Source organism: Roseomonas populi (assembly GCF_024594815.1).
GTDB lineage: Bacteria > Pseudomonadota > Alphaproteobacteria > Acetobacterales > Acetobacteraceae > Roseomonas > Roseomonas populi.
Window position 1 is genome coordinate 205,968 of sequence record NZ_JANJOU010000004.1, and the last position, 20,108, is coordinate 226,075.

A 20,108-nucleotide genomic window follows, 5' to 3' on the forward strand; every position below is an offset into this window, starting at 1 on the left:
TCAAAGCCCCGCCACGCGCGGCACCGCCAGGGCGGCCTCGTGCCGCTCGATGAGCGCGGCGACGGAAGCCTCCCAGACATGGGTGAAGGAGGAAGGATAGATCCCCATCCAGAGGGTGAGGACGATCAGCGGGGCGAAGATCGCCAGCTCCCGCGGAGAAAGATCGAGCAGGCCGCGCACTTCGTCCCGCGTGATGCGGGAGAAGACGACGCGCCGGTAGAGCCACAGCATGTAGGCCGCGCCGAGGATCATGCCCATGCCGGTGCCGAGCGCGACCCAGCCATTGGACCGCCAAGCGCCGGTGATGACCAGGAACTCGCCCGGGAAGTTCGCCGTGCCGGGCAGCGCGACGCTCGCCATGGTGAAAAGCATGAAGACCAGCGCGTAGGCCGGCATCACCTTCGCGACCCCGCCGTAACGCGCGATCTCGCGCGTGTGCAGCCGGTCATAGACCACGCCCACGCAGAGGAAGAGCGCGCCGGAGACCACGCCGTGCGCCAGCATCGTGAAGATGGCGCCCGAGATGCCCTGCTGGTTGAAGGTGAAGAGGCCCACGGTGACCACGCCCATATGGGCGACGGAGGAGTAGGCGATCAGCTTCTTCATGTCCTGCTGTGCGAAGGCGACCATGGAGGTGTAGATCACCGCCACGACCGAGAGCGCGAACATCATCGGGGCGAAGAACTGCGACGCCTCCGGGAAGAGCGGGATGGAGAAGCGGAGGAAACCGTAGCCCCCCATCTTCAGCAGCACGCCCGCCAGGATCACGGAGCCGGCGGTCGGCGCCTCCACATGCGCGTCCGGGAGCCAAGTATGCACCGGCCACATCGGCACCTTCACCGCGAAGGAGGCGAAGAAGGCCAGGAACATCCAGTACTGCCAGGAGGACGGGACGGCCTTCTGCATCAGCACCGCAATGTCCGTGCTGCCGGCATTGTACCAGAGCGCGAGGATCGCCAGCAGCATCAGCACGGAGCCGAGCAGCGTGTAGAGGAAGAACTTGAAGGCGGCATAGACGCGCCGCTGCCCACCCCAGATCCCGATAATGAGGAACATCGGGATCAGCACGCCCTCGAAGAAGACGTAGAAGATGATGAGGTCGAGGGCACAGAACATGCCGACCATCATCGTCTCGAGGACGAGGAAGGCGATCATGTACTCCCGCACCCGGGTTTGCACCGCCTCCCACGAGGCAAGGATGCAGATGGGCGTCAGCAGCGTGGAGAGCAGGACGAACAGCACGGAGATGCCGTCCACGCCCATGTGGTAGTTCACACCGAAGTCCGGCAGCCAGTTCATCTGCTCGACGAATTGCGGCTCCACGACCGAAGCGTCGAACTGGAACCATAGGATCAGCGAGAGGACGAAGACGATCAGGCTGGTCCAGAGGGCCGTCCAGCGCGCGTTGGAGGCGACGGTCGCCTCGTCTCCGCGGACGCAGAGGATCGCCACCACGCCGGCCAGAGGCAGGAAGGTGAGAAGGGAGAGCAGCGGGAAGCCGGCGGCGTTCATCGGGTGAAGCCCAGGAAGATGACCGAGACGAAGACCACGAGGCCCGCGATCATGGTGAAGGCGTAGTTCGCCACGCGTCCGGTCTGGAACCGCGCGACACCCCGCGCGGCATCGACCGTGAGCGCGGCCACGCCGTTCGGCACGCCGTCGATGATGGTGGCATCACCCGTCTTCCAGAACACCTGCGCGATGCGGCGGAAGGGTCGGACGAAGAGCCAGTCATACAGCTCGTCGAAGTACCACTTGTGCAGCAGGAACTTGTGGATCCCCGGGAAGGTCGCGGCGATGCGCGCCGGGATGGCCGGGAAGAACATGTAGAACACATAGGCCATCACGATCCCGACCACGCCGATCACCGTCGGGGCCAAGCCGACCCACTCCGGCGCCTCATGCGCGTGGTGCAGGACGTGGTTGTGCTCGGCGTTGAAGATCGCGCCGTTCCAGAAGTAAGCCTGATCATGGCCAACGAAGTTTTCGTAGAAGACCGCGCCCGTGAAGAGCGCGCCGGCCGCGAGGACCAGCAGCGGGATCAGCATCACGGCCGGGCTCTCATGCACGTGCTCCATCACGTGGTGATCCGCCCGCGGCTTGCCGTGGAAGGTCATGATGAGGAGCCGCCAGGAGTAGAAGGCGGTGAGGAAGGCCGCGATGAGGCCGAGCACGAAGGCGTACATCCCGGCGCCCGTATGGGCGGCGAAGGCGCTCTCCAGGATCATGTCCTTGGAGTAGTAGCCCGCGAAAAAGGGAACACCGGCGAGCGCCAGGCTGCCAATCCACATCACCGCGTAGGTGACGGGGATCTTCCGCCAGATGCCGCCCATCTTCCGGATGTCCTGCTCGTCCGACATGGCGTGGATGACCGAGCCGGCGGACAGGAAGAGAAGGGCCTTGAAGAAGGCGTGCGTGAAGAGGTGGAACACCGCCGCTTGGTACGCGCCCACGCCGATGGCGAAGAACATGTAACCGAGCTGCGAGCAGGTGGAGTAGGCGATCACCCGCTTGATGTCGTTCTGCACGCAGCCGATCGTGGCGGCGAAGAGCGCCGTGGAGGCGCCGACGATCGTCACCAGGGTCAGGGCGTTCGGGGCGTACTCGAAGACCGGCGACATGCGTGCCAGCAGGAAGACGCCGGCCGTCACCATCGTCGCGGCATGGATGAGGGCGGAGACGGGGGTCGGGCCTTCCATCGCGTCCGGCAGCCAGGTGTGAAGGCCGAGCTGGGCCGACTTGCCGCAGGCGCCGAGGAACAGGAGGACCGCGATCACCTCAAGCACCGGCATCCCGGCGAAGGTCACGCCTCGCATCTCCTCCACGCGGGGGAAGATGTCGCCGAAGTTCAGCGCGCCGAAGGTCCAGAAGGTCAGCGCCATGCCCAGCATGAAGAACAGGTCGCCGACGCGATTCACGATGAAGGCCTTCATCGCCGCCCGGTTCGCGCTCTCGCGCTCGTACCAGTAGCCGATGAGCAGGTAGCTCGCGAGGCCGACACCCTCCCAGCCGAAGAAGAGCTGGACCAGGTTGTCCGCCGTCACCAGCATCAGCATGGCGAAGGTGAAGAGGCCGAGATAGGCGAAGAAGCGCGGCGGCGTCTCGTCGTGAGACATGTAGCCGACGCTATACATGTGGATGAAGGTGGAGATGAAAGTCACCATTCCCACCATCATGGCGCTCAGCGTGTCGTAGCGGAGCGCCCAGTCAACGGTGAGCCCGCCGACATCCATCCAGTTCAGGATGGTCACGGTCTGCGGCTGGGCGTTCAGCCCGACCTCAACGAAGGCCGAGACGCCGCAGATGGCGGCCAGCACCATGCAGCCGACCGAAACCCACATGGAGAGCTTGTCGCCCAGCCAGCGGCCGAAAAAGCCCGCGAGGGTCGCGCCCAGGAGCGGGAAGAAGACGGCACCGACGAACATGGCGCCCTAACCCTTCAGGGTGGACACGTCTTCCACCTCGATGCTGCCGCGATTGCGGAAATAAATGACGACGATCGCCAGCCCGATCGCGGCCTCGGCGGCCGCCACGGTCAGGATGAACATCGCGAAGATCTGCCCGGTGAGATCGCCCAGGGTGGCGGAGAAGGCCACCAGGTTGATGTTCACCGAGAGCAGGATCAGTTCCACCGACATCAGGATGACGATGATGTTCTTCCGGTTCAGGAAGATGCCGAAGATGCCGAGCACGAAGAGGATCGCGCCCACGGTCAGGTAGTGGCCCAGCCCGATGGTGAGCATCAGTGGTGCCCTCCCCCATGCCCGTGGTCGTCATGCCCCGCGTGGCCGCCATGCCCATGGGCAACAGCCTTGGGCTTCGGCTCCTCCGGCGGCAGCGGGCGCAGGATTCCCATATCGCCGATCGAGGCACCGACCGGGACGGAGGCCATCTCGATCTGCGTGCGGCGGTGGATCTGCGCCTGGATGTCCTGGCGCCGGCTGCGCGCTCGGTCGCGGTGGGTCAGCACGATCGCGCCGATCATGGCGACCAGCAGGACCAGCCCGGCGCCCTGGAAGAGTAACACATAGTCTGTGTACAGCACCTGGCCGATGGCTTGCGTGTTGCTCACGGCGGACGGCGTCGGGTTCAGCCGCAGCCCACCCGCCTCGCCGCTGGACTGCCAGGTGACGAGGACGAAGATCAGCTCCAGGAACAGGATGCCGCCGATCACCGCCCCGATCGGGGCGTAGCGCTGGAAGCCCTCGCGCAGCCGCACGAAGTCGATGTCCAGCATCATCACCACGAAGAGGAACAGCACCGCGACAGCACCGACGTAGACGATGACGAGGATCATCGCCAGGAACTCGGCGCCGGCGATCAGGAAGAGCGCGGCGGCGTTGAAAAAGCCCAGGATCAGGAACAGCACGCTGTGCACGGGGTTCCGGCTGGTGACGACCATCACGGCGCAGGCGATCAGCACCGCCGAGAAGGCGTAGAAGGCCAGGCCCGCGATTGCGGAATCAGTGATCATCGGAAGGGCGCATCCGCCTGGAGGCGCGCGGCCAGGATCGGCTCCCACCGGTCGCCGTTATCGAGGAGCTTTTCCTTCTGGTAGATCAGTTCGGCCCGGGTCTCGGTCGCGAACTCCAGGTTCGGCCCCTCGACGATGGCATCCACAGGGCAGGCCTCCTCGCAGAGGCCGCAGTAGATGCACTTCGTCATGTCGATGTCGTAGCGCGTGGTCCGGCGGGACCCGTCCTCACGCGGCTCGGCCTCGATCGTGATGGCCAGGGCCGGGCAGACCGCCTCGCAAAGCTTGCACGCGATGCAGCGCTCTTCCCCGTTCGGGTAGCGGCGCAGCGCGTGCTCGCCCCGAAAGCGCGGGCTCAGCGGAGAGCGCTCATAGGGATAGTTGATCGTCGCCTTCTTGGAGAAGAAGGCCTTCAGCGTCAGCCCCAGCCCGGAGATGATTTCCCCGAGCAGGAAGCTTCGCGCCACTCGGTCGAGCGTCGCCATCAGGGACGGACCTTTCCGATTGCGGTGTTGGATCGGGTCATGCCGGCAGCCACCCGAAGATCTTCAGCGCGAAGGCCGTCAGCACCAGCCAGACGAGGCTGAACGGCAGGAAGACCTTCCAGCCCAGGCGCATCAATTGGTCGTAGCGGTAGCGCGGCAAGGTGGCGCGGACCCAGACGAAGACGAACATGCAGAAGCAGATCTTGAGGATGAACCAGATCGGCCCCGGCACCCAGTTCAGGGGCGCCACGTCGAATGGCGGCAGCCACCCACCGAGGAAGAGGGTGGAGGTGAGCGCGGACATGAGGAACATGTTCGCGTACTCGCCGAGGAAGAAGAGGGCGAAGGTCATCGCGGAGTATTCCACGAAGAACCCCGCCACCAGCTCCGATTCGCCCTCGGGCAGGTCGAAGGGCGCCCGGTTCGTCTCAGCCAGGGTGGAGATGAAGAAGATGATGAACATCGGGAAGAGCGGGATGAAGAACCACAGGTTCTTCTGCGCCAGCACGACGTCCGTCAGGTTCAGCGATCCGACGCAGAGCAGCACGGTGACGATCACGAAGCCCATCGAGACCTCGTAGGACACCATCTGCGCCGCCGAGCGAAGCGCGCCGAGGAAGGCGTACTTCGAGTTCGACGCCCAGCCAGCGATGATGATGCCGTACACGCCGAGCGAGGAGATCGCGAAGAGGTAAAGCACGCCGACGTTGATGTCGGCGATGGCCCAGCCCTCGTTCACCGGGATCACCGCCCAGGCGATCATGGCAAGCACGAAGGTGAGCATTGGAGCCATGATGAAGAGGACCTTGCTCGCGCCCGCCGGCACGATGGTCTCTTTCATCAGCATCTTGCCGGCGTCGGCAAAGGGCTGAAGCAGGCCGAAGGGGCCGACAACGTTAGGCCCCTTCCGCAGCTGCATCGCCGCCATGATCTTGCGCTCGGCCAGCGTCATGAAGGCCACCGCGATCAGCAGCGGCACCAGCAGCGCCAGCGCCTGAGCGACCGTCAGCGCGAAGATGCCGACCGGGGTGTTAAGGAAGTCCGCCATCACTCGGCCGCCATCGCAGGGGTGGGTGCGTGGGCGCGGGCGCAGTCGGCCATCACCTCGCTGGCCCGGCTGATCGCGTCGGCCTGCCAGTAGTTGGCGAAAGCCGGGGAGAACGGTGCCCCGCCGACCGCGCCGGCATCGCCCGCCGGACTGGCAGAGACAGGCGCGGGGGCCGGCGTCTCGTCCAGTCGCTGGAAGATCGGGTTCACCGCCTGCATCCGCGCGTGGAGCCCGAACCGGTCGTCATAGGGCAGCGTCACGCCCAGCGCCTCGCTGGCCGCACGCAGGATGCGCCAATCCTCCCGCGCATCGCCCGGCGGGAAGACGGCCCGGCGGCCGCGCTGCACGCGGCCTTCCGTGTTCACGTAAGTGCCGTCCTTCTCCAGGTAGGTGGAGCCAGGCAGGATCACGTCGGCCCGGGCCGCGGCGCGGTCCCCGTGATGACCCTGGTAGACAACGAAGGTGCCCGGCGCGATCAGGGACGGGTCGAACCCGTCCGCGCCCAGCAGCCACAGCGCGTCCACGCCGCCGCCGAGCATGGCGCCCAGGTCCTTGTTCCCCTGCCCCGGCAGGAAGCCGAGGTCGAGCGCCGCCACTTGGCCACCCTGCAGGTGCAGCAGGTTGAAGCCGTTCCACTCCGCCGTGACGGCGTTGATCGACTGCGCCAGTCCCCAGGCCGCGGCCAGCACCGCCGCGCCGTCCGGGCGCGCCAAGGCACCACGCCCCAGCAGGATCAGCGGGCGCTTGGCATTCCGCAGCACGTCGCCGAAGGCGCTGTCCAGCACGCCGCTCAGCGCTTCCGGGCCACTGCCCAGGTGCTGCGAGGGATAGGTCAGGTCCACATCCGGCCCGATCACGCCCACCGGCACGCGAACCATGGCCCGCTTGCGGATGCGCGCGTTCAGCACCGGCGCCTCGACGCGCGGGTTGCTTCCGATGATCAGCACCGCATCCGCCTGGTCGATCCCGGCGATGCTGGAATTGAACAGGTAGAAGGCGCGGTTCGAGGCATCCAGGGCCGCCCCGTCCTCGCGGCAGTCCAGGTTCGCCGAGCCCAGCCCCGCCATCAGCTCCTTCAGCACGAGGATGCTTTCCGCATCCGCCAGCCCGCCAGCAACTGCGCCGATCCGCTCGCCGGGAATGCCCTTCATACGCTCCGCGATCGTCCCGAAGGCCTCCGGCCAGGTCGCCGCGCGCAGCTTGCCGTTCTCCCGGATCCAGGGGCGGTCCAGGCGGCGCTTCTTCAGCGCGTCGAAGGAGAAGCGGCCGCGATCGGCCATCCACTCCTCATTCACGTTCTCATGCACGCGCGGGATGATGCGCAGGATGTCCGGCCCGCGGCTGTCCACGCGGATGTTCGTGCCAGTCGCGTCCAGCACGTCCACGCTGTCCGTCTTCGCCAGCTCCCAGGGGCGGGAGACGTAGGCGTAGGGCCGGCTGGTCAGCGCGCCCACCGGGCAGATGTCGATGAGGTTGCCCGACAGCTCGGAGGAGATCGCCTTCTCGATATAGGTGGTGATCTCCATGCCCTCGCCGCGACCGACCGCACCGATCTCCGGCACGCCCGCCACCTCACTCGCGAAGCGGACGCAGCGCGTGCACTGGATGCAGCGCGTCATGATCGGCTTGATCAGCGGGCCGAAATACTTGTCCTTGATGGACCGCTTCGGCTCGCGGTAGCGGCTGTTGTCCTGGCCATAGGCCATGGCCTGGTCCTGCAGGTCGCACTCGCCGCCCTGGTCGCAAATCGGGCAATCCAGCGGGTGGTTCAGCAGCAGGAATTCCATCACGCCCCGGCGGGCGTTCCGCACCACCGGGCTGTCCGTGATGATCTTCATGCCGTCTGCCGCAGGGAAGTGGCAGGAAGCCACCGGCTTCGGCGCCTTCTCCACCTCGACGAGGCACATACGGCAATTGCCGGCGATGGACAGGCGCTCATGATAGCAGAAGCGGGGAATTTCCTTCCCCGCCAGCTCCGCCGCCTGAAGGGCCGTGACGCCGAGCGGCACCTCGACCTCTACGTCATCCACCGTGACCTTGATGAGCTTCACGTCGCTCATGGCTTCACTCCGCCGCCATCGGGAAGACCCGTGCGGCATGATCGCGCTTATAGGCCGCGATCCGCTCTTCCATCATCGGCCGGTAGTGCCGGATCAGCCCCTGCACCGGCCAGACGCCGCCATCGGCGAGCGCACAGATCGTGTGCCCCTCGATACGCCGCGTCACGTTCTCCAGCACGTCGATCTCGTCGATCTCGGCGCGGCCCTCGACCATGCGGTCCATCATGCGGCTGACCCAGCCCATGCCCTCTCGGCAGGGCGTGCACTGGCCGCAGCTCTCATGCTTGTAGAACTTGGAGAGGCGGGCGATGGCGCGGATCAGGTCCGTGGACTTGTCCATCACGATCACCCCCGCCGTGCCGAGGCCCGACTTGTGCTCGCGCAGCGCGTCGAAGTCCATCAGCACGTCGTCGCAGATGTGCTTCGGCAGCAGCGGCGTGGAGGACCCGCCGGGGATGACGCAGAGCAGGTTGTCCCAGCCCCCGCGCACGCCGCCGGCATGGCGCTCGATGAGCTCCCGCAGCGGGATGCTCATCTCCTCCTCGACGTTGCAGGGCTTGTTCACGTGGCCCTGGATGCAGAAGATCTTCGTGCCCGAGTTCTTCGGCCGCCCGAAGCCGGCGAACCAGCTCGCGCCGCGCCGCAGGATCTCCGGCACCACCGCGATCGTCTCGACGTTGTTCACCGTCGTCGGCCGGCCATAGAGGCCCACCGCCGCCGGGAAAGGCGGCTTCAGCCGCGGCATGCCCTTCTTGCCCTCGAGGGACTCGATGAGGGCCGTCTCCTCGCCGCAAATGTAGGCGCCGGCGCCGCGGTGGACGTAGAGGTCGAAGTCGTAGCCCGACCCCGCCGCGTTCTTGCCCAGCAGCCCGGCCGCGTAGCACTCGTCGATCGCGGCCTGCAGGATGTTCTGCTCGTTGAAGTACTCGCCGCGGCAGTAGATGTAGCCGGCCGAGGCATTCATCGCGACGGCGGCGTAGAGGCAGCCCTCGATCAGGGTGCTCGGGTCATGCCGGATGATGTCCCGGTCCTTGCAGGTGCCCGGCTCCGACTCGTCGCAGTTCACGACGAGGTAGGAGGGGAGCCCGTCCGGATTGGACTTCGGCATGAAGGACCACTTGAGGCCCGTGGGGAAGCCCGCGCCGCCGCGGCCGCGAAGGCCGGACTGCTTCACCTCCTCGATGATCCAGTCCCGCCCCTTGGCGATCAGCTCCGCCGTGCGGTCCCAGTTGCCGCGCTTCCGCGCCGCCTCCAGGCCCCAGTGCTGGGTGCCGTAGAGGTTGGTGAAGATGCGGTCCTTGTCCTGTAGCGCCATGGCTCAGTTCCCTCCGGGAACGTCGAGCAGCGTCAGGCGGCCACCCTCCGGCGCGCTCGTCTCGCGGCCGATGGTGCTGCCGGGCTGCGGGCGTTCGCCGCGCTTGAGCGATTCGATGAGCTGGACAGTCCGGTCGTAGTCCAGATCTTCGTAGTAGTCGTCGTCCACCTGCAGGATCGGCGCGTTCACGCAGGCGCCGAGGCACTCCACTTCGGTGAGCGTGAAAAGCCCGTCCGCGCTGGTGTCGCCATAGCCCTTGAGGCCACCGGCCGCCTTGCAGGCACTCAGCACGTCGTCCGAGCCGCGCAGCATGCAGGGCGTCGTCCCGCAGACCTGGAGGTGAAACCGCCCGATCGGCTTGGTGTTGAACATGAAGTAGAAGGTCGCGACCTCGTAGACGCGGATCGGCGCCATTCCCAGACGCTCACCCACGCGGTCCATCGCGATCCGCGGCACCCACGCAGAGCCGGTCTGCCGCCCCATCTGCTTCTGCGCGACGTAGAGCACGGGGATGACAGCCGAGGCCTTCTTCGCCTCCGGATAGCGGGCGAGGATCTTGGCGATCTGCGCCTCGCTCTCCGCGTCGAACTCGAAGCTCGTGACCTCGACCTGCGGGTTGTCCGGATTGGAGTCCAGATGGTCCTTCGCGCCGTCGGTCACCGATCGATCTCCCCGAAGACGATGTCCAGGCTACCGATCACCGAGACCGCGTCTGCCAGCATGTGCCCCTTGGTCAGCACCTCCATTGCCTGGAGATGCGCGAAGCCCGGCGCACGGATCTTGCAGCGATAGGGCCGGTTGGTTCCGTCAGACACGAGATACACCCCGAACTCGCCCTTCGGAGCCTCGACCACCGTGTAGGTCTCGCCCGGGGGCACATGATAGCCCTCGGTGTAGAGCTTGAAGTGGTGGATCAGCGACTCCATCGAGCGCTTCATCTCGCCGCGCTTGGGCGGCGCAATCTTGTTGTCGTCCACCTTGATCGGCCCGGCCGGCATCTGGTCCAGGCACTGGTGAATGATCTTAAGGCTCTCCCGCATCTCGGCCATGCGGACCAGATAGCGGTCGTAGCAGTCGCCGTGGCGCCCGACGGGCACCTCGAACTCCATGCGGTCGTACACGTCGTAGGGCTGCTGCCGGCGCAGGTCCCAGGCCACGCCCGAGGCGCGCAGGCAGGGGCCGGAGAAGCCCCACTCCATCGCTTGCTCGGCCGACATCACGCCGATGTCCACGGTGCGCTGCTTGAAGATACGGTTATCCGTCAGCAGCCCGTGCAGCTCGTCGATGAATTTCGGAAATTGGTTCGCCCAGGCGCGAATCCGGTCCGTCAGCCCCGGCGGCAGATCGCGGGACACGCCGCCAGCGCGGAAGTAGTTCGCGTGGTAGTGGCTACCCGAGACCTGCTCGTAGAACTCCAGCAGGTGCTCGCGCTGCTCGAAGCCCCAGAGGGAGGGCGTGATGGCGCCGCAGTCCAGCGCGTAAGTGGTGATGTTCAGCAGGTGATTCGCGAGACGCGTGATCTCGCTGAACATCACGCGGATGTACTGCGCCCGCTCCGGCACCGTGATGCCCAGCAGCCGCTCCGTGCCGAGCGCGAAGGCATGCTCCATGCACATCGGGCTGACGTAGTCGAGCCGGTCGAAATACGGGTTCGCCTGCAGGTAGGACTTGTACTCGATCAGCTTCTCGGTGCCGCGGTGCAGCAGGCCGATATGCGGATCGGCGCGCTCCACCACTTCGCCCTTCATCTCGAGGATGAGGCGAAGCACGCCGTGCGCGGCGGGGTGCTGCGGGCCGAAGTTGAGGGTGTGGCTGTCCAGCTCCACCCGGCGCGTCTGCGCGTCGGCGGTGCTGGTGTCCACGGGAATGGCGTCGCCTGTCGTCAGACTCATGGCTGCTTCTCCGCGTCCGGGAGGGCCTTCTGTCCCTCAAGGAGCGATGCGGGCGGCGGCGCGATGCGGTTCAGATGCACCTTCTCGTCGCCCGGCAGGGTGGTCATGGCCTCCCACGGGGAGAGGAAGTCGAAGTTGCGGAAGTCCTGCGGCAGGTTCACTGGCTCGTAGATCACCTCGCGCCGCTCCTCGTCGTACCGGACCTCGACATGGCCGGTCAGCGGGAAGTCCTTGCGTAGTGGGTGCCCCTGGAAGCCGTAATCCGTCAGGATCCGGCGCAGGTCCTCGTTGCCCTCGAAGGCGATGCCGTACATGTCCCAGGCCTCACGCTCCCACCAGCCGGCCACGGGCCAGATGGCGGTCACGCTCGCCACCGGCGTCTCGGCATCCGTGGTGGTCACCACGCGGATCCGGTGGTTGTGCGTGAGGGACAGCAGGTTCCAGACCACCTCGAAGCGCTCCGGCCGCTCCGGGAAGTCCACGCCGCAGAGGTCCATCATCTGCTCGAAGGCGAACCGCGGATCGGCCCGCAGGATCGCCATGACAGTGCGGACCTGATCGCGCCGGATCCGGATCACCAGCTCGACGCCCCGGGCCACATAGGCCTCGGTGACGGCGCCGGGCGGCAGGCTGGCTGCAATCTGCGAGCCGAGTTCGGATAGGTCAGCCACGAAGGATCGTCCCCGTCCGCCGGATCTTCTTTTGAAGCTGCAGGATGCCGTAGACCAGCGCCTCGGCCGTCGGCGGGCAGCCCGGCACGTAGATGTCCACCGGCACAATCCGGTCACAGCCACGCACCACGCTGTAGGAGTAGTGATAGTAGCCGCCGCCATTGGCACAGCTGCCCATGGAGATGACCCAGCGCGGCTCGCTCATCTGGTCGTAAACCCGGCGCAGCGCGGGGGCCATCTTGTTGGTCAGCGTGCCCGCCACGATCATCACATCCGACTGGCGCGGCGAACCGCGCGGGATCACCCCGAAGCGGTCCAGATCGTAGCGCGCCATGTAGGCGTGGATCATCGGCACGGCGCAGCAGGCCAGGCCGAAGGTCATCGGCCAGAGGCTGCCCGTGCGGGCCCAGTTCACCACCTTGTCCAGGTTGGCGACGACGAAGCCCTTCTCCTCGATCTCTCCCGTCACGCCCTTCAGGACAGCATCCTGATCTGGGCCGGGCGGGAGCGCCTGCTTGTTCCAGGCCACCTTCTCGTTGTCCGACACGTCGGCCAACGTGGAGTGGCGCAGAATTTCACTACCGGTGCCGCTCATCGCATCACCCTTCGCGCGTCGCCGCGCTTCATATCCCTGCGGGCCATATGGCCCGGCTCGCCGCGGAAGCCGCGGCTCATTCCCAATCCAGCGCGCCCTTGCGCCACTCGTACACGAAGCCAACCGTCAGCAGGCCTAGGAACCCCATCATCGAGAGGAAGCCCAGCCAGCCGATCCCGCCGAGCGAAACCGCCCAGGGGAACAGGAAGGCCACCTCCAGGTCGAAGATGATGAAGAGGATCGCCACGAGGTAGAACCGCACGTCGAAGCGGTGCCGCGTGTCCTCGAAGGGCTCGAATCCGCACTCGTAGGTCGAGTTCTTCTCCGCATCCGGTTTCTGCCGCGCGGCCAGCACGGACCCGCCCACCATGGCGATGCTGATCGCCGCGGCGATGCCCAGGAAGACAAGGATCGGGAAGTAGTTGGCCAGCAGCGGCTGGGTCATCATGCCCCTCGGAGCTCTGGGCATCCGGGGTCGGAGGCGACCGCCGGATGCGCCCATTGGCGCCGAGGCCATGCCGCAGCGCAACGCGGTACATATAGATCAGAGAGGTGGTCCGCCATAGGGGCCCTGCCCCAGCTTCGCACAATGAATGCAGCTTAATCAACGCTTGCGAGGCGTTCGCAAGCAGATCGCGACCGGTGGAACGGAACGGATCGGCAGCCCTGAAACGCAAAACGCCGCCCCGAGGGGCGGCGTTCTGTTTCGCGTCGTGGCGCGAGTGACGGGGCTCGAACCCGCGACCTCCGGCGTGACAGGCCGGCGCTCTAACCGACTGAGCTACACCCGCTCGCGACGTGGAGGGGCGTTTACGGGCTGGAGACCCCCCTGTCAATGCATCCCCTTCATCGAACCATCATCGACATGATCGGCTTCATGGGCGGGCCGGCACGTGCGCTCGGCGGGCGTGCGGAGCCAGGCGCCTGCGCGGCGCGACAGCCCTATCGACACTCACAGCTATGGAGAGGTGGCGGACATGGGCGCTGAGGGATTCGAACCCCCGGCATCCTCGGTGTAAACGAGGCGCTCTACCGCTGAGCTAAGCGCCCTGAAGCCGGCCTGAGGGGGACCTATGCCGGGCAACCCCCTGCGGCGTCAACGACGTCACGAAAAAGGGGCGCCGGCTCGCGCCGACGCCCCCCCCTTCCCTTCAGCGCTACCGGGTCAGTGTGGCAGCCCGGCTCCGGCCGGATCGCCCGCCGCCGGCTTGGTCGGCGTCACCTCCTCCGGCTCGATCCAGTCGATCGGCTCCGGCCGGCGAACCAGGGCCTGGGAGATCACCTCGTCCACATGGGAGACGGGGATCACCTTCAGCGCCTTCGTCACGCTCTCCGGGATGTCGGCCAGGTCCTTCTCGTTCTCCTTCGGGATGAAGACGGTGCCGACGCCGGCCCGCAGGGCCGCCAGAAGCTTCTCCTTCAACCCGCCGATCGGCAGCACCCGCCCGCGCAGCGTGATCTCGCCAGTCATGGCCACGTCCTTGCGGACAGGGATGCCCGTCAGGATCGAGACGATGCTTGTCGCCATCGCGATGCCCGCGGAAGGCCCGTCCTTCGGGGTCGCCCCCTCCGGCACGTGGACGTGGATGTCCCGCTTCTCGAACAGCGTCGGCTTGATGCCGAAGGCGGTGGACCGGCTGCGGACATAGGACACCGCGGCCGACACGCTCTCCTGCATCACGTCGCCCAGCTTGCCCGTGTGCTTCACGGCGCCCTTGCCGGGCAGCAGCACGGACTCGATCGTCAGGATCTCGCCGCCCACCTCGGTCCAGGCAAGGCCGGTCACGGCGCCCACCATGTCCTCGGCCTCGGCCTCGCCGTAGCGGAACTTCCGCACGCCGGCATACTTGCCGAGGTTCTCGGCGGTGATCTCCACCTTCGTCGCCTTGCCGGAGACGATCTCGCGCACGGCCTTGCGGGCCAGCCCGCCGATCTCGCGCTCCAGGTTCCGGACGCCGGCCTCCCGCGTGTAGTAGCGGACCAGGTCGCGGATGGCCTCGTCGGAGACGCTCCACTCGTCCGGCTTCAGCCCGTTCGCCTCGGTCACCTTCGCGACGAGATGCCGGCGGGAGATGCCGATCTTCTCATCCTCGGTGTAGCCGGGGATGCGGATGATCTCCATGCGGTCCAGCAGCGGCTGGGGCATCTTCAGCGAGTTGGCCGTGGTGATGAACATCACGTCCGACAGGTCGTAGTCGACCTCCAGGTAGTGGTCGTTGAAGGTCCCGTTCTGCTCGGGGTCCAGCACCTCCAGTAGGGCCGAGGACGGGTCACCGCGCCAGTCGGCGCCGAGCTTGTCGATCTCGTCCAGCAGGAAGAGCGGGTTCGAGGTCTTCGCCTTCTTCATGCCCTGGATGACTTTGCCCGGCATGGAGCCGATATAGGTCCGCCGGTGGCCGCGCACCTCCGCCTCGTCCCGCACGCCGCCCAGCGACATACGAACGAAGTTGCGGTTCACCGCCTTGGCGATCGACTTGCCGAGCGAGGTTTTGCCGACGCCGGGCGGGCCGACGAGGCACAGGATCGGGCCGCGGATCTTCTTTGACCGGCTCTGGACGGCCAGGTACTCGATGATCCGCTCCTTCACCTTGTCCAGGCCGTAGTGGTCGGCATCCAGGACGCGCTGGGCCTCCTCCAGGTCGATCCGCACCTTGGTGCGCTTCTTCCAGGGGATGGTCAGCATCCAGTCCAGGTAGTTCCGCACCACCGTGGCCTCGGCGGACATGGGCGACATGCCGCGCAGCTTCTTCAGCTCGCCTGTGGCCTTCTCGCGCGCCTCGGGTGAGAGGGCCGTCTTCTTGATCCGGGCCTCGAGCTCGGCAATCTCGTCCTTGCCCTCCTCGCCCTCACCCAGCTCCTTCTGAATGGCCTTCATCTGCTCATTCAGGTAGTACTCGCGCTGGGTCTTCTCCATCTGCCGCTTCACACGGTTCCGGATGCGCTTCTCCACCTGGAGGACGCCAATCTCGCTCTCCATGTGCGCGAAGACGCGCTCCAGGCGGGCGGTCACGCCGACCGTCTCCAGCAGCTCCTGCTTCTCGGCGATCTTGAGGTTCAGGTGAGCGGCCACGGTGTCGGCCAGCTTGCCCGGCTCCTCGATCTGGTTGATCGAGACCAGCACCTCAGGCGCGATCTTCTTGTTGAGCTTGATATAGCCCTCGAACTGCCCGACGACCGAGCGGCTCAGCGCCTCGACCTCGGCGGCCTCGGGGGCTGCCTCCTCGACCGTCTCGGCGAAGGCCTCGAAGTGGCTGGCAGTCTCCTTCCAGCCCACCACCTTCGCGCGGCGGCCACCCTCGACCAGCACCTTCACGGTGCCGTCCGGCAGCTTCAGCAGCTGGAGCACGGTGGAGACGGTGCCGACCTCGAACAGGTCCTCGGCGCCGGGATCGTCCTGCGCCGCGTTGCGCTGAGCCAGGAGGAGGATCTGCTTGTCCTCGCGCATCACGCTCTCAAGCGCGCGCACGGACTTCTCTCGCCCCACGAAGAGGGGAACGATCATGTGGGGGAAGACGACGATGTCGCGAAGGGGAAGGACGGGCAGCGCCTCGCCCCGGACCAGCTCCGCTCCACCCTGGTTCTCAGAATCCGCCATGGGGACCTCGCTCAGACAGTCGGCGCGAAAGCGCCCCGATCGGGCACGCCCCCGTCGCCACGGGAATGAACCCTATGTGGTGCCGGGGCGCCTTTCCCACAACGGCGGAGAGGCGCCCCGGGCATATGGGGCTATGCAATATAAATGCCTCAGTCCCCCTTCCCAGGACGGGAAGTGGGGCCAGGCCGCCCGGCTCAGGCGCTAGTCTGCTCCGCCGGGCGTTCACCGTAGATGAACAAGGGCTGGGCCCGGTTCTCGGCCACCTCCTTGTTCACGACCACCTCCTCCACCTCGTCCAGCCCGGGCAGGTCGAACATGGTGGAGAGCAGGATGCCCTCCATGATGGAGCGCAGCCCGCGGGCGCCGGTCTTGCGCTGGATGGCGCGGGTGGCCACCGACTTCAGCGCGTCCTCCGTGAAGGTGAGCTTCGTCCCTTCCATCTCGAAGAGGCGCTGGTACTGCTTCAGTAGCGCGTTCTTCGGCTTGGTGAGGATCTCGATCAGCGCCTTCTCGTCCAGGTCTTCCAGCGTCGCGATCACGGGCAGGCGGCCGATGAACTCGGGTATAAGCCCAAACTTCAGCAGGTCCTCCGGCTCCACCTCGCGCAGGATGGCGCCCTGGCGGCGCTCGTCCGGCCCCTTCACGTCCGCGCCGAAGCCGATCGCCGTGCCCTTGCCCTTGGCCGCAATAATCTTCTCCAGCCCCGCGAAGGCGCCGCCCACGATGAAGAGGATGTTGGAGGTGTCCACCTGCAGGAACTCCTGCTGGGGGTGCTTCCGGCCGCCCTGGGGCGGGACGGAGGCCACCGTGCCCTCCATGATCTTCAGCAGCGCCTGCTGGACGCCCTCGCCCGACACGTCGCGCGTGATCGAGGGGTTGTCCGACTTGCGGCTGATCTTATCCACCTCGTCGATATAGACGATGCCGCGCTGCGCCCGCTCCACGTTATAGTCCGCGGCCTGGAGCAGCTTGAGGATGATGTTCTCCACATCCTCGCCCACGTAGCCGGCCTCGGTCAGCGTGGTCGCGTCCGCCATGGTGAAGGGCACATCGAGGATGCGGGCCAGGGTCTGGGCCAGCAGAGTCTTGCCCGAGCCGGTGGGGCCCACGAGCATGATGTTGCTCTTGGCGATCTCCACCTCGCCGGTCTTGGCGCCGTGCGCCAGCCGCTTGTAGTGGTTGTGCACGGCCACGGAGAGCACCTTCTTCGCGTGCTCCTGCCCGATGACGTAGTCATCGAGGACCTTGCAGATCTCCTTGGGCGTCGGAACCCCGTCCCGGGACTTCACGAGGTGCGTCTTGTGCTCCTCGCGGATGATGTCCATGCACAGCTCGACGCATTCGTCGCAGATGAACACCGTCGGGCCGGCGATAAGCTTGCGGACCTCGTGCTGCGACTTGCCGCAGAACGAGCAGTAGAGGGTGTTCTTGGAATCGCCGGACTTGCTCATGCGCGCTCCTCGCCCCTGGCCGGGCACAACGGCCCATCCGGGGCGTCAAGAAGGCAAGATAGCCCCCCTCCCCCATCGGGGGAAGGTTGGGCCGGAATTTGTGACAGGCAGGCTACCGGACCCCTGACCGAGGGTTCCCCCGCAGCGGGTCCGGCCAGCCCCGTGCCCATCAGGCGCGCGGCCCCTCCACCGCCGGCGTGGCCACGGCGGCCCCGGCCGGCAGCTTCGCCACCACCTGATCGATCAGCCCGAAGGCCTGGGCCTCCTCGGCGGACATGTAGGTGTCGCGCTCCAGCTTGCGCTCGATCTCCTCCACCGGCTGGCCGGTGTGGTGCACGTAGATCTGGTTCAGGCGCTTGCGCAGGTCCAGGATCTCGCGGGCCTGGATTTCGATGTCCGTCGCCTGGCCCTGGGCACCGCCGGAGGGCTGGTGGACCATGATCCGGCTGTTCGGCAGGGCGAAGCGCTTGCCCTTTTCGCCGGCCGTCAGCAGCAGGGAGCCCATGGAGGCGGCCATGCCCAGGCAAACGGTGGAGACGGGAGAGCGGATGTACTGCATCGTGTCGTACATCGCGAGGCCGGCCGAGACGACGCCGCCCGGGCTGTTGATGTAGAAGGCGATGTCCTTGTTGGGGTTCTCGCTCTCCAGGAACAGAAGCTGGGCGCAGATCAGGGACGAGACCTGGTCGAAGACCTGCCCCGTCAGGAAGATGATCCGCTCCTTCAGGAGGCGGGAGTAGATGTCGAAGGCGCGCTCGCCGCGGGCCGTCTGCTCGACGACCATCGGGACCAGCGAGTTGTTGTAGACATCAATCGGGTCGCGATCGACGAACACGGAACGGGTCATGGCTTGTCCTTCCCCGCCGGCGGAGAAGCGCGTCCCCGATGGCACTGCCCGGATGGGTGCCCGGCCATGCCGCGGTACCCCTCCGGCCCCCTCTGCCGGCAATATCCCTCCAAGATGGGGCAAGCCGCCCCCCTCGGAAAGGGGGGCGGCCCGGGATTCAGCCGCCCTGGATCAGGGATATGGGAACGGCAGGCCTCAGGCGGCCTGCAGCTCCTCAACGGTCACGGTCTTGTCCGTCACCTTGGCCAGTTCCAGCATGAAGTCCACGACCTTCTCCTCGAAGATCGGGGCGCGCAGGTTCTCCAGCGCCTGCGGATTCTTCTGGAAGAACTCGAAGACCTGCTTCTCCTGCCCGGGATAGCGGCCGGCCTCCCGGCGCATGGCCTGGAACAGCTCGTCCTGGCCGACCTGGATGTTGTTCGTCCGCCCGATCTCGGAGAGCAGCAGGCCTAGCCGGATGCGCCGCTCGGCGATTTTCCGGTACTCGGCGCGCAGGGTGTCCTCGTCCTTGCCGGCGTCCTCGGCGTCCAGGCGGCCCGCCTTGCGGTCCTCCTCCACGCGCTGCCAGATCTGGCCGAACTCGGCCTCCACCATGCCCTCCGGCACGGCGAAGTCGGCGCGGTCCGCCAGCTGGTCCAGCAGCGCGCGCTTCACCCGCAGGCGGGTCAGGCCGTCATACTCGCCCTGGATGGAATTCCGGAGCTCCTCGCGCAGCTTCTCGGCGCTCTCCAGGCCCAGGGACTTGGCGAATTCGTCGTCGGCCGGGGCCGCGGCGCGGGTCTTCAGCGCCTTGGCCGTGATCTCGAACTCCGCAGGCTTGCCCGCCAGCTCGGCCGAGCCGTAGCCCTCGGGGAAGCTCACGCGAACCTTGCGGGTCTCGCCGGGGCGGATGCCCTCCAGCCCCTCGGTGAAGCCGGGGATGAAGCCCTCGCCACCGACCTCGATCGGCATGTCGTTGGCCGTGCCGCCCGGGAAGGGCTCGCCGACTGTCGCGTCGTCGCCGTCACCCTCGACCAGCCGGCCGACGAAGTCGGACACGACGATGTCGCCCTTGGCGGCCGGGCGCTCCTCGGCCACGTCCTCAAGCTTGGCGTTGCGCGCGGCCAGGCCGTCCGCTGCCTTCTGGACCTCCTCGTCGGAGACCTCGGCGCGGGGGCGCTCCACCTCGATCCCGGAGAAGTCCGGCATCGGGATCTCCGGCAGGACCTCCATCTCGATGTTGAAGGCCAGGTCCTTGCCCTCGCCGAAGTCGCCGACCAGCTCCACCTTCGGCTGCAGGGCCGGGCGCAGGCCGCGCTCGGTCAGCAGGTCGCGGGTCGCGGTCTGCACCTGCTCCTCCAGCACCTCGCCCGTCACGGCCGTGCCATAGCGCTTCTTCACCACGGACATCGGCACCTTGCCCGGCCGGAAGCCCGGGATCCGCAGGTCGCGGCCCAGCGCGGCGAGCCGCTTGTCGCGCGTCGCCTCGATCTCCGCCGCCGGCACCACCACCGAGAAGGACCGCTTCAGCCCCTCGGCCGAGAGCTCCGTCACCTGCATTCGCTCAGTTCCACATCAAGATCGTTCAGGTCGGCGCCGGGCCGTTTGGTGCGGGCGGAGGGACTTGAACCCCCACGGCTTGCGCCACTGGAACCTAAATCCAGCGTGTCTGCCATTCCACCACGCCCGCATCGCG

17 protein-coding genes and 3 tRNA genes are annotated in these 20,108 nt (G+C 66.8%); all 20 read right to left on the bottom strand.

What is annotated here, in order from left to right; all coding sequences use genetic code 11:
* The 20 genes from NRP21_RS08360 to NRP21_RS08455 all read right to left on the bottom strand — a co-directional run bounded on the left by NRP21_RS08360 (nucleotide 1) and on the right by NRP21_RS08455 (nucleotide 20,102).
* Nucleotides 1-1,512, bottom strand: a complete 1,512-nt coding sequence (locus NRP21_RS08360; RefSeq protein ID WP_257715725.1) for an NADH-quinone oxidoreductase subunit M — start codon at nucleotides 1,510-1,512, stop codon at nucleotides 1-3.
* Complete coding sequence (gene nuoL / locus NRP21_RS08365; protein ID WP_257715726.1) at nucleotides 1,509-3,425, bottom strand: NADH-quinone oxidoreductase subunit L; 1,917 nt, start codon at nucleotides 3,423-3,425, stop codon at nucleotides 1,509-1,511. The genes NRP21_RS08360 and nuoL overlap by 4 nt, the downstream gene beginning before the upstream one ends.
* A 6-nt stretch (nucleotides 3,426-3,431) precedes the next feature.
* On the bottom strand, nucleotides 3,432-3,743 hold the full coding sequence (gene nuoK, locus NRP21_RS08370; protein ID WP_257715727.1) for an NADH-quinone oxidoreductase subunit NuoK: 312 nt from the start codon (nucleotides 3,741-3,743) through the stop codon (nucleotides 3,432-3,434).
* Nucleotides 3,743-4,474, bottom strand: a complete 732-nt coding sequence (locus NRP21_RS08375; protein WP_257715728.1) for an NADH-quinone oxidoreductase subunit J — start codon at nucleotides 4,472-4,474, stop codon at nucleotides 3,743-3,745. Before NRP21_RS08375 ends, nuoK begins: the two co-directional genes overlap by 1 nt.
* Nucleotides 4,471-4,959, bottom strand: a complete 489-nt coding sequence (gene nuoI, locus NRP21_RS08380; RefSeq protein WP_257715729.1) for an NADH-quinone oxidoreductase subunit NuoI — start codon at nucleotides 4,957-4,959, stop codon at nucleotides 4,471-4,473. The genes NRP21_RS08375 and nuoI overlap by 4 nt, the downstream gene beginning before the upstream one ends.
* Before the next feature lie 37 nt (nucleotides 4,960-4,996).
* Entirely contained in the window at nucleotides 4,997-6,007 is a 1,011-nt protein-coding gene (nuoH, locus tag NRP21_RS08385) for an NADH-quinone oxidoreductase subunit NuoH (protein WP_257715730.1), read from the bottom strand.
* Complete coding sequence (gene nuoG / locus NRP21_RS08390) at nucleotides 6,007-8,067, bottom strand: NADH-quinone oxidoreductase subunit NuoG (RefSeq protein ID WP_257715731.1); 2,061 nt, start codon at nucleotides 8,065-8,067, stop codon at nucleotides 6,007-6,009. Before nuoG ends, nuoH begins: the two co-directional genes overlap by 1 nt.
* A 4-nt stretch (nucleotides 8,068-8,071) precedes the next feature.
* Entirely contained in the window at nucleotides 8,072-9,382 is a 1,311-nt protein-coding gene (gene nuoF, locus NRP21_RS08395; RefSeq protein ID WP_257715732.1) for an NADH-quinone oxidoreductase subunit NuoF, read from the bottom strand.
* Nucleotides 9,383-9,385: 3 nt separating this feature from the next.
* A complete protein-coding gene (locus NRP21_RS08400; RefSeq protein ID WP_408639612.1) occupies nucleotides 9,386-10,042 on the bottom strand; it encodes a complex I 24 kDa subunit family protein in 657 nt (218 codons plus the stop codon).
* Entirely contained in the window at nucleotides 10,039-11,274 is a 1,236-nt protein-coding gene (locus tag NRP21_RS08405; RefSeq protein ID WP_257715733.1) for an NADH-quinone oxidoreductase subunit D, read from the bottom strand. Before NRP21_RS08405 ends, NRP21_RS08400 begins: the two co-directional genes overlap by 4 nt.
* Nucleotides 11,271-11,945, bottom strand: a complete 675-nt coding sequence (locus tag NRP21_RS08410) for an NADH-quinone oxidoreductase subunit C (protein ID WP_257715734.1) — start codon at nucleotides 11,943-11,945, stop codon at nucleotides 11,271-11,273. The genes NRP21_RS08405 and NRP21_RS08410 overlap by 4 nt, the downstream gene beginning before the upstream one ends.
* Entirely contained in the window at nucleotides 11,938-12,540 is a 603-nt protein-coding gene (locus NRP21_RS08415; protein WP_257715735.1) for a NuoB/complex I 20 kDa subunit family protein, read from the bottom strand. Before NRP21_RS08415 ends, NRP21_RS08410 begins: the two co-directional genes overlap by 8 nt.
* Nucleotides 12,541-12,616: 76 nt before the next feature.
* Entirely contained in the window at nucleotides 12,617-12,985 is a 369-nt protein-coding gene (locus NRP21_RS08420) for an NADH-quinone oxidoreductase subunit A (protein WP_257715811.1), read from the bottom strand.
* Between the two features lie 269 nt (nucleotides 12,986-13,254).
* A tRNA-Asp gene (locus NRP21_RS08425) sits at nucleotides 13,255-13,331 on the bottom strand.
* A 187-nt stretch (nucleotides 13,332-13,518) separates the two neighbouring features.
* Nucleotides 13,519-13,590, bottom strand: a tRNA-Val gene (locus tag NRP21_RS08430).
* A 115-nt stretch (nucleotides 13,591-13,705) separates the two neighbouring features.
* Complete coding sequence (lon, locus tag NRP21_RS08435; protein ID WP_257715736.1) at nucleotides 13,706-16,135, bottom strand: endopeptidase La; 2,430 nt, start codon at nucleotides 16,133-16,135, stop codon at nucleotides 13,706-13,708.
* A gap of 194 nt (nucleotides 16,136-16,329) precedes the next feature.
* Nucleotides 16,330-17,586 carry an ATP-dependent Clp protease ATP-binding subunit ClpX gene (gene clpX, locus NRP21_RS08440; RefSeq protein WP_257715737.1) on the bottom strand — a complete coding sequence of 419 codons (1,257 nt, stop codon included), beginning with the start codon at nucleotides 17,584-17,586 and terminating at the stop codon, nucleotides 16,330-16,332.
* A gap of 169 nt (nucleotides 17,587-17,755) precedes the next feature.
* The gene (clpP, locus tag NRP21_RS08445; protein WP_257715738.1) at nucleotides 17,756-18,433 is read right to left on the bottom strand and encodes an ATP-dependent Clp endopeptidase proteolytic subunit ClpP; all 678 of its coding nucleotides are present in this window, start codon (nucleotides 18,431-18,433) and stop codon (nucleotides 17,756-17,758) included.
* Nucleotides 18,434-18,628: 195 nt separating this feature from the next.
* A complete protein-coding gene (gene tig / locus NRP21_RS08450; RefSeq protein WP_257715739.1) occupies nucleotides 18,629-19,972 on the bottom strand; it encodes a trigger factor in 1,344 nt (447 codons plus the stop codon).
* Nucleotides 19,973-20,018: 46 nt separating this feature from the next.
* Nucleotides 20,019-20,102: transfer RNA gene (locus NRP21_RS08455), tRNA-Leu, on the bottom strand.
* Nucleotides 20,103-20,108: the final 6 nt, after the last annotated feature.

Excerpts from the sequence above, each read along its gene's own strand:
- NRP21_RS08360 (WP_257715725.1), bottom strand. The coding sequence starts at position 1,512 with ATGAACGCCGCCGGCTTCCCGCTGCTCTCCCTTCTCACCTTCCTGCCT.
- nuoL (WP_257715726.1), bottom strand. The coding sequence starts at position 3,425 with ATGTTCGTCGGTGCCGTCTTCTTCCCGCTCCTGGGCGCGACCCTCGCG.
- nuoK (WP_257715727.1), bottom strand. The coding sequence starts at position 3,743 with ATGCTCACCATCGGGCTGGGCCACTACCTGACCGTGGGCGCGATCCTC.
- NRP21_RS08375 (WP_257715728.1), bottom strand. The coding sequence starts at position 4,474 with ATGATCACTGATTCCGCAATCGCGGGCCTGGCCTTCTACGCCTTCTCG.
- nuoI (WP_257715729.1), bottom strand. The coding sequence starts at position 4,959 with ATGGCGACGCTCGACCGAGTGGCGCGAAGCTTCCTGCTCGGGGAAATC.
- nuoH (WP_257715730.1), bottom strand. The coding sequence starts at position 6,007 with ATGGCGGACTTCCTTAACACCCCGGTCGGCATCTTCGCGCTGACGGTC.
- nuoG (WP_257715731.1), bottom strand. The coding sequence starts at position 8,067 with ATGAGCGACGTGAAGCTCATCAAGGTCACGGTGGATGACGTAGAGGTC.
- nuoF (WP_257715732.1), bottom strand. The coding sequence starts at position 9,382 with ATGGCGCTACAGGACAAGGACCGCATCTTCACCAACCTCTACGGCACC.
- NRP21_RS08405 (WP_257715733.1), bottom strand. The coding sequence starts at position 11,274 with ATGAGTCTGACGACAGGCGACGCCATTCCCGTGGACACCAGCACCGCC.
- NRP21_RS08415 (WP_257715735.1), bottom strand. The coding sequence starts at position 12,540 with ATGAGCGGCACCGGTAGTGAAATTCTGCGCCACTCCACGTTGGCCGAC.
- NRP21_RS08420 (WP_257715811.1), bottom strand. The coding sequence starts at position 12,985 with ATGACCCAGCCGCTGCTGGCCAACTACTTCCCGATCCTTGTCTTCCTG.
- lon (WP_257715736.1), bottom strand. The coding sequence starts at position 16,135 with ATGGCGGATTCTGAGAACCAGGGTGGAGCGGAGCTGGTCCGGGGCGAG.
- clpX (WP_257715737.1), bottom strand. The coding sequence starts at position 17,586 with ATGAGCAAGTCCGGCGATTCCAAGAACACCCTCTACTGCTCGTTCTGC.
- clpP (WP_257715738.1), bottom strand. The coding sequence starts at position 18,433 with ATGACCCGTTCCGTGTTCGTCGATCGCGACCCGATTGATGTCTACAAC.
- tig (WP_257715739.1), bottom strand. The coding sequence starts at position 19,972 with ATGCAGGTGACGGAGCTCTCGGCCGAGGGGCTGAAGCGGTCCTTCTCG.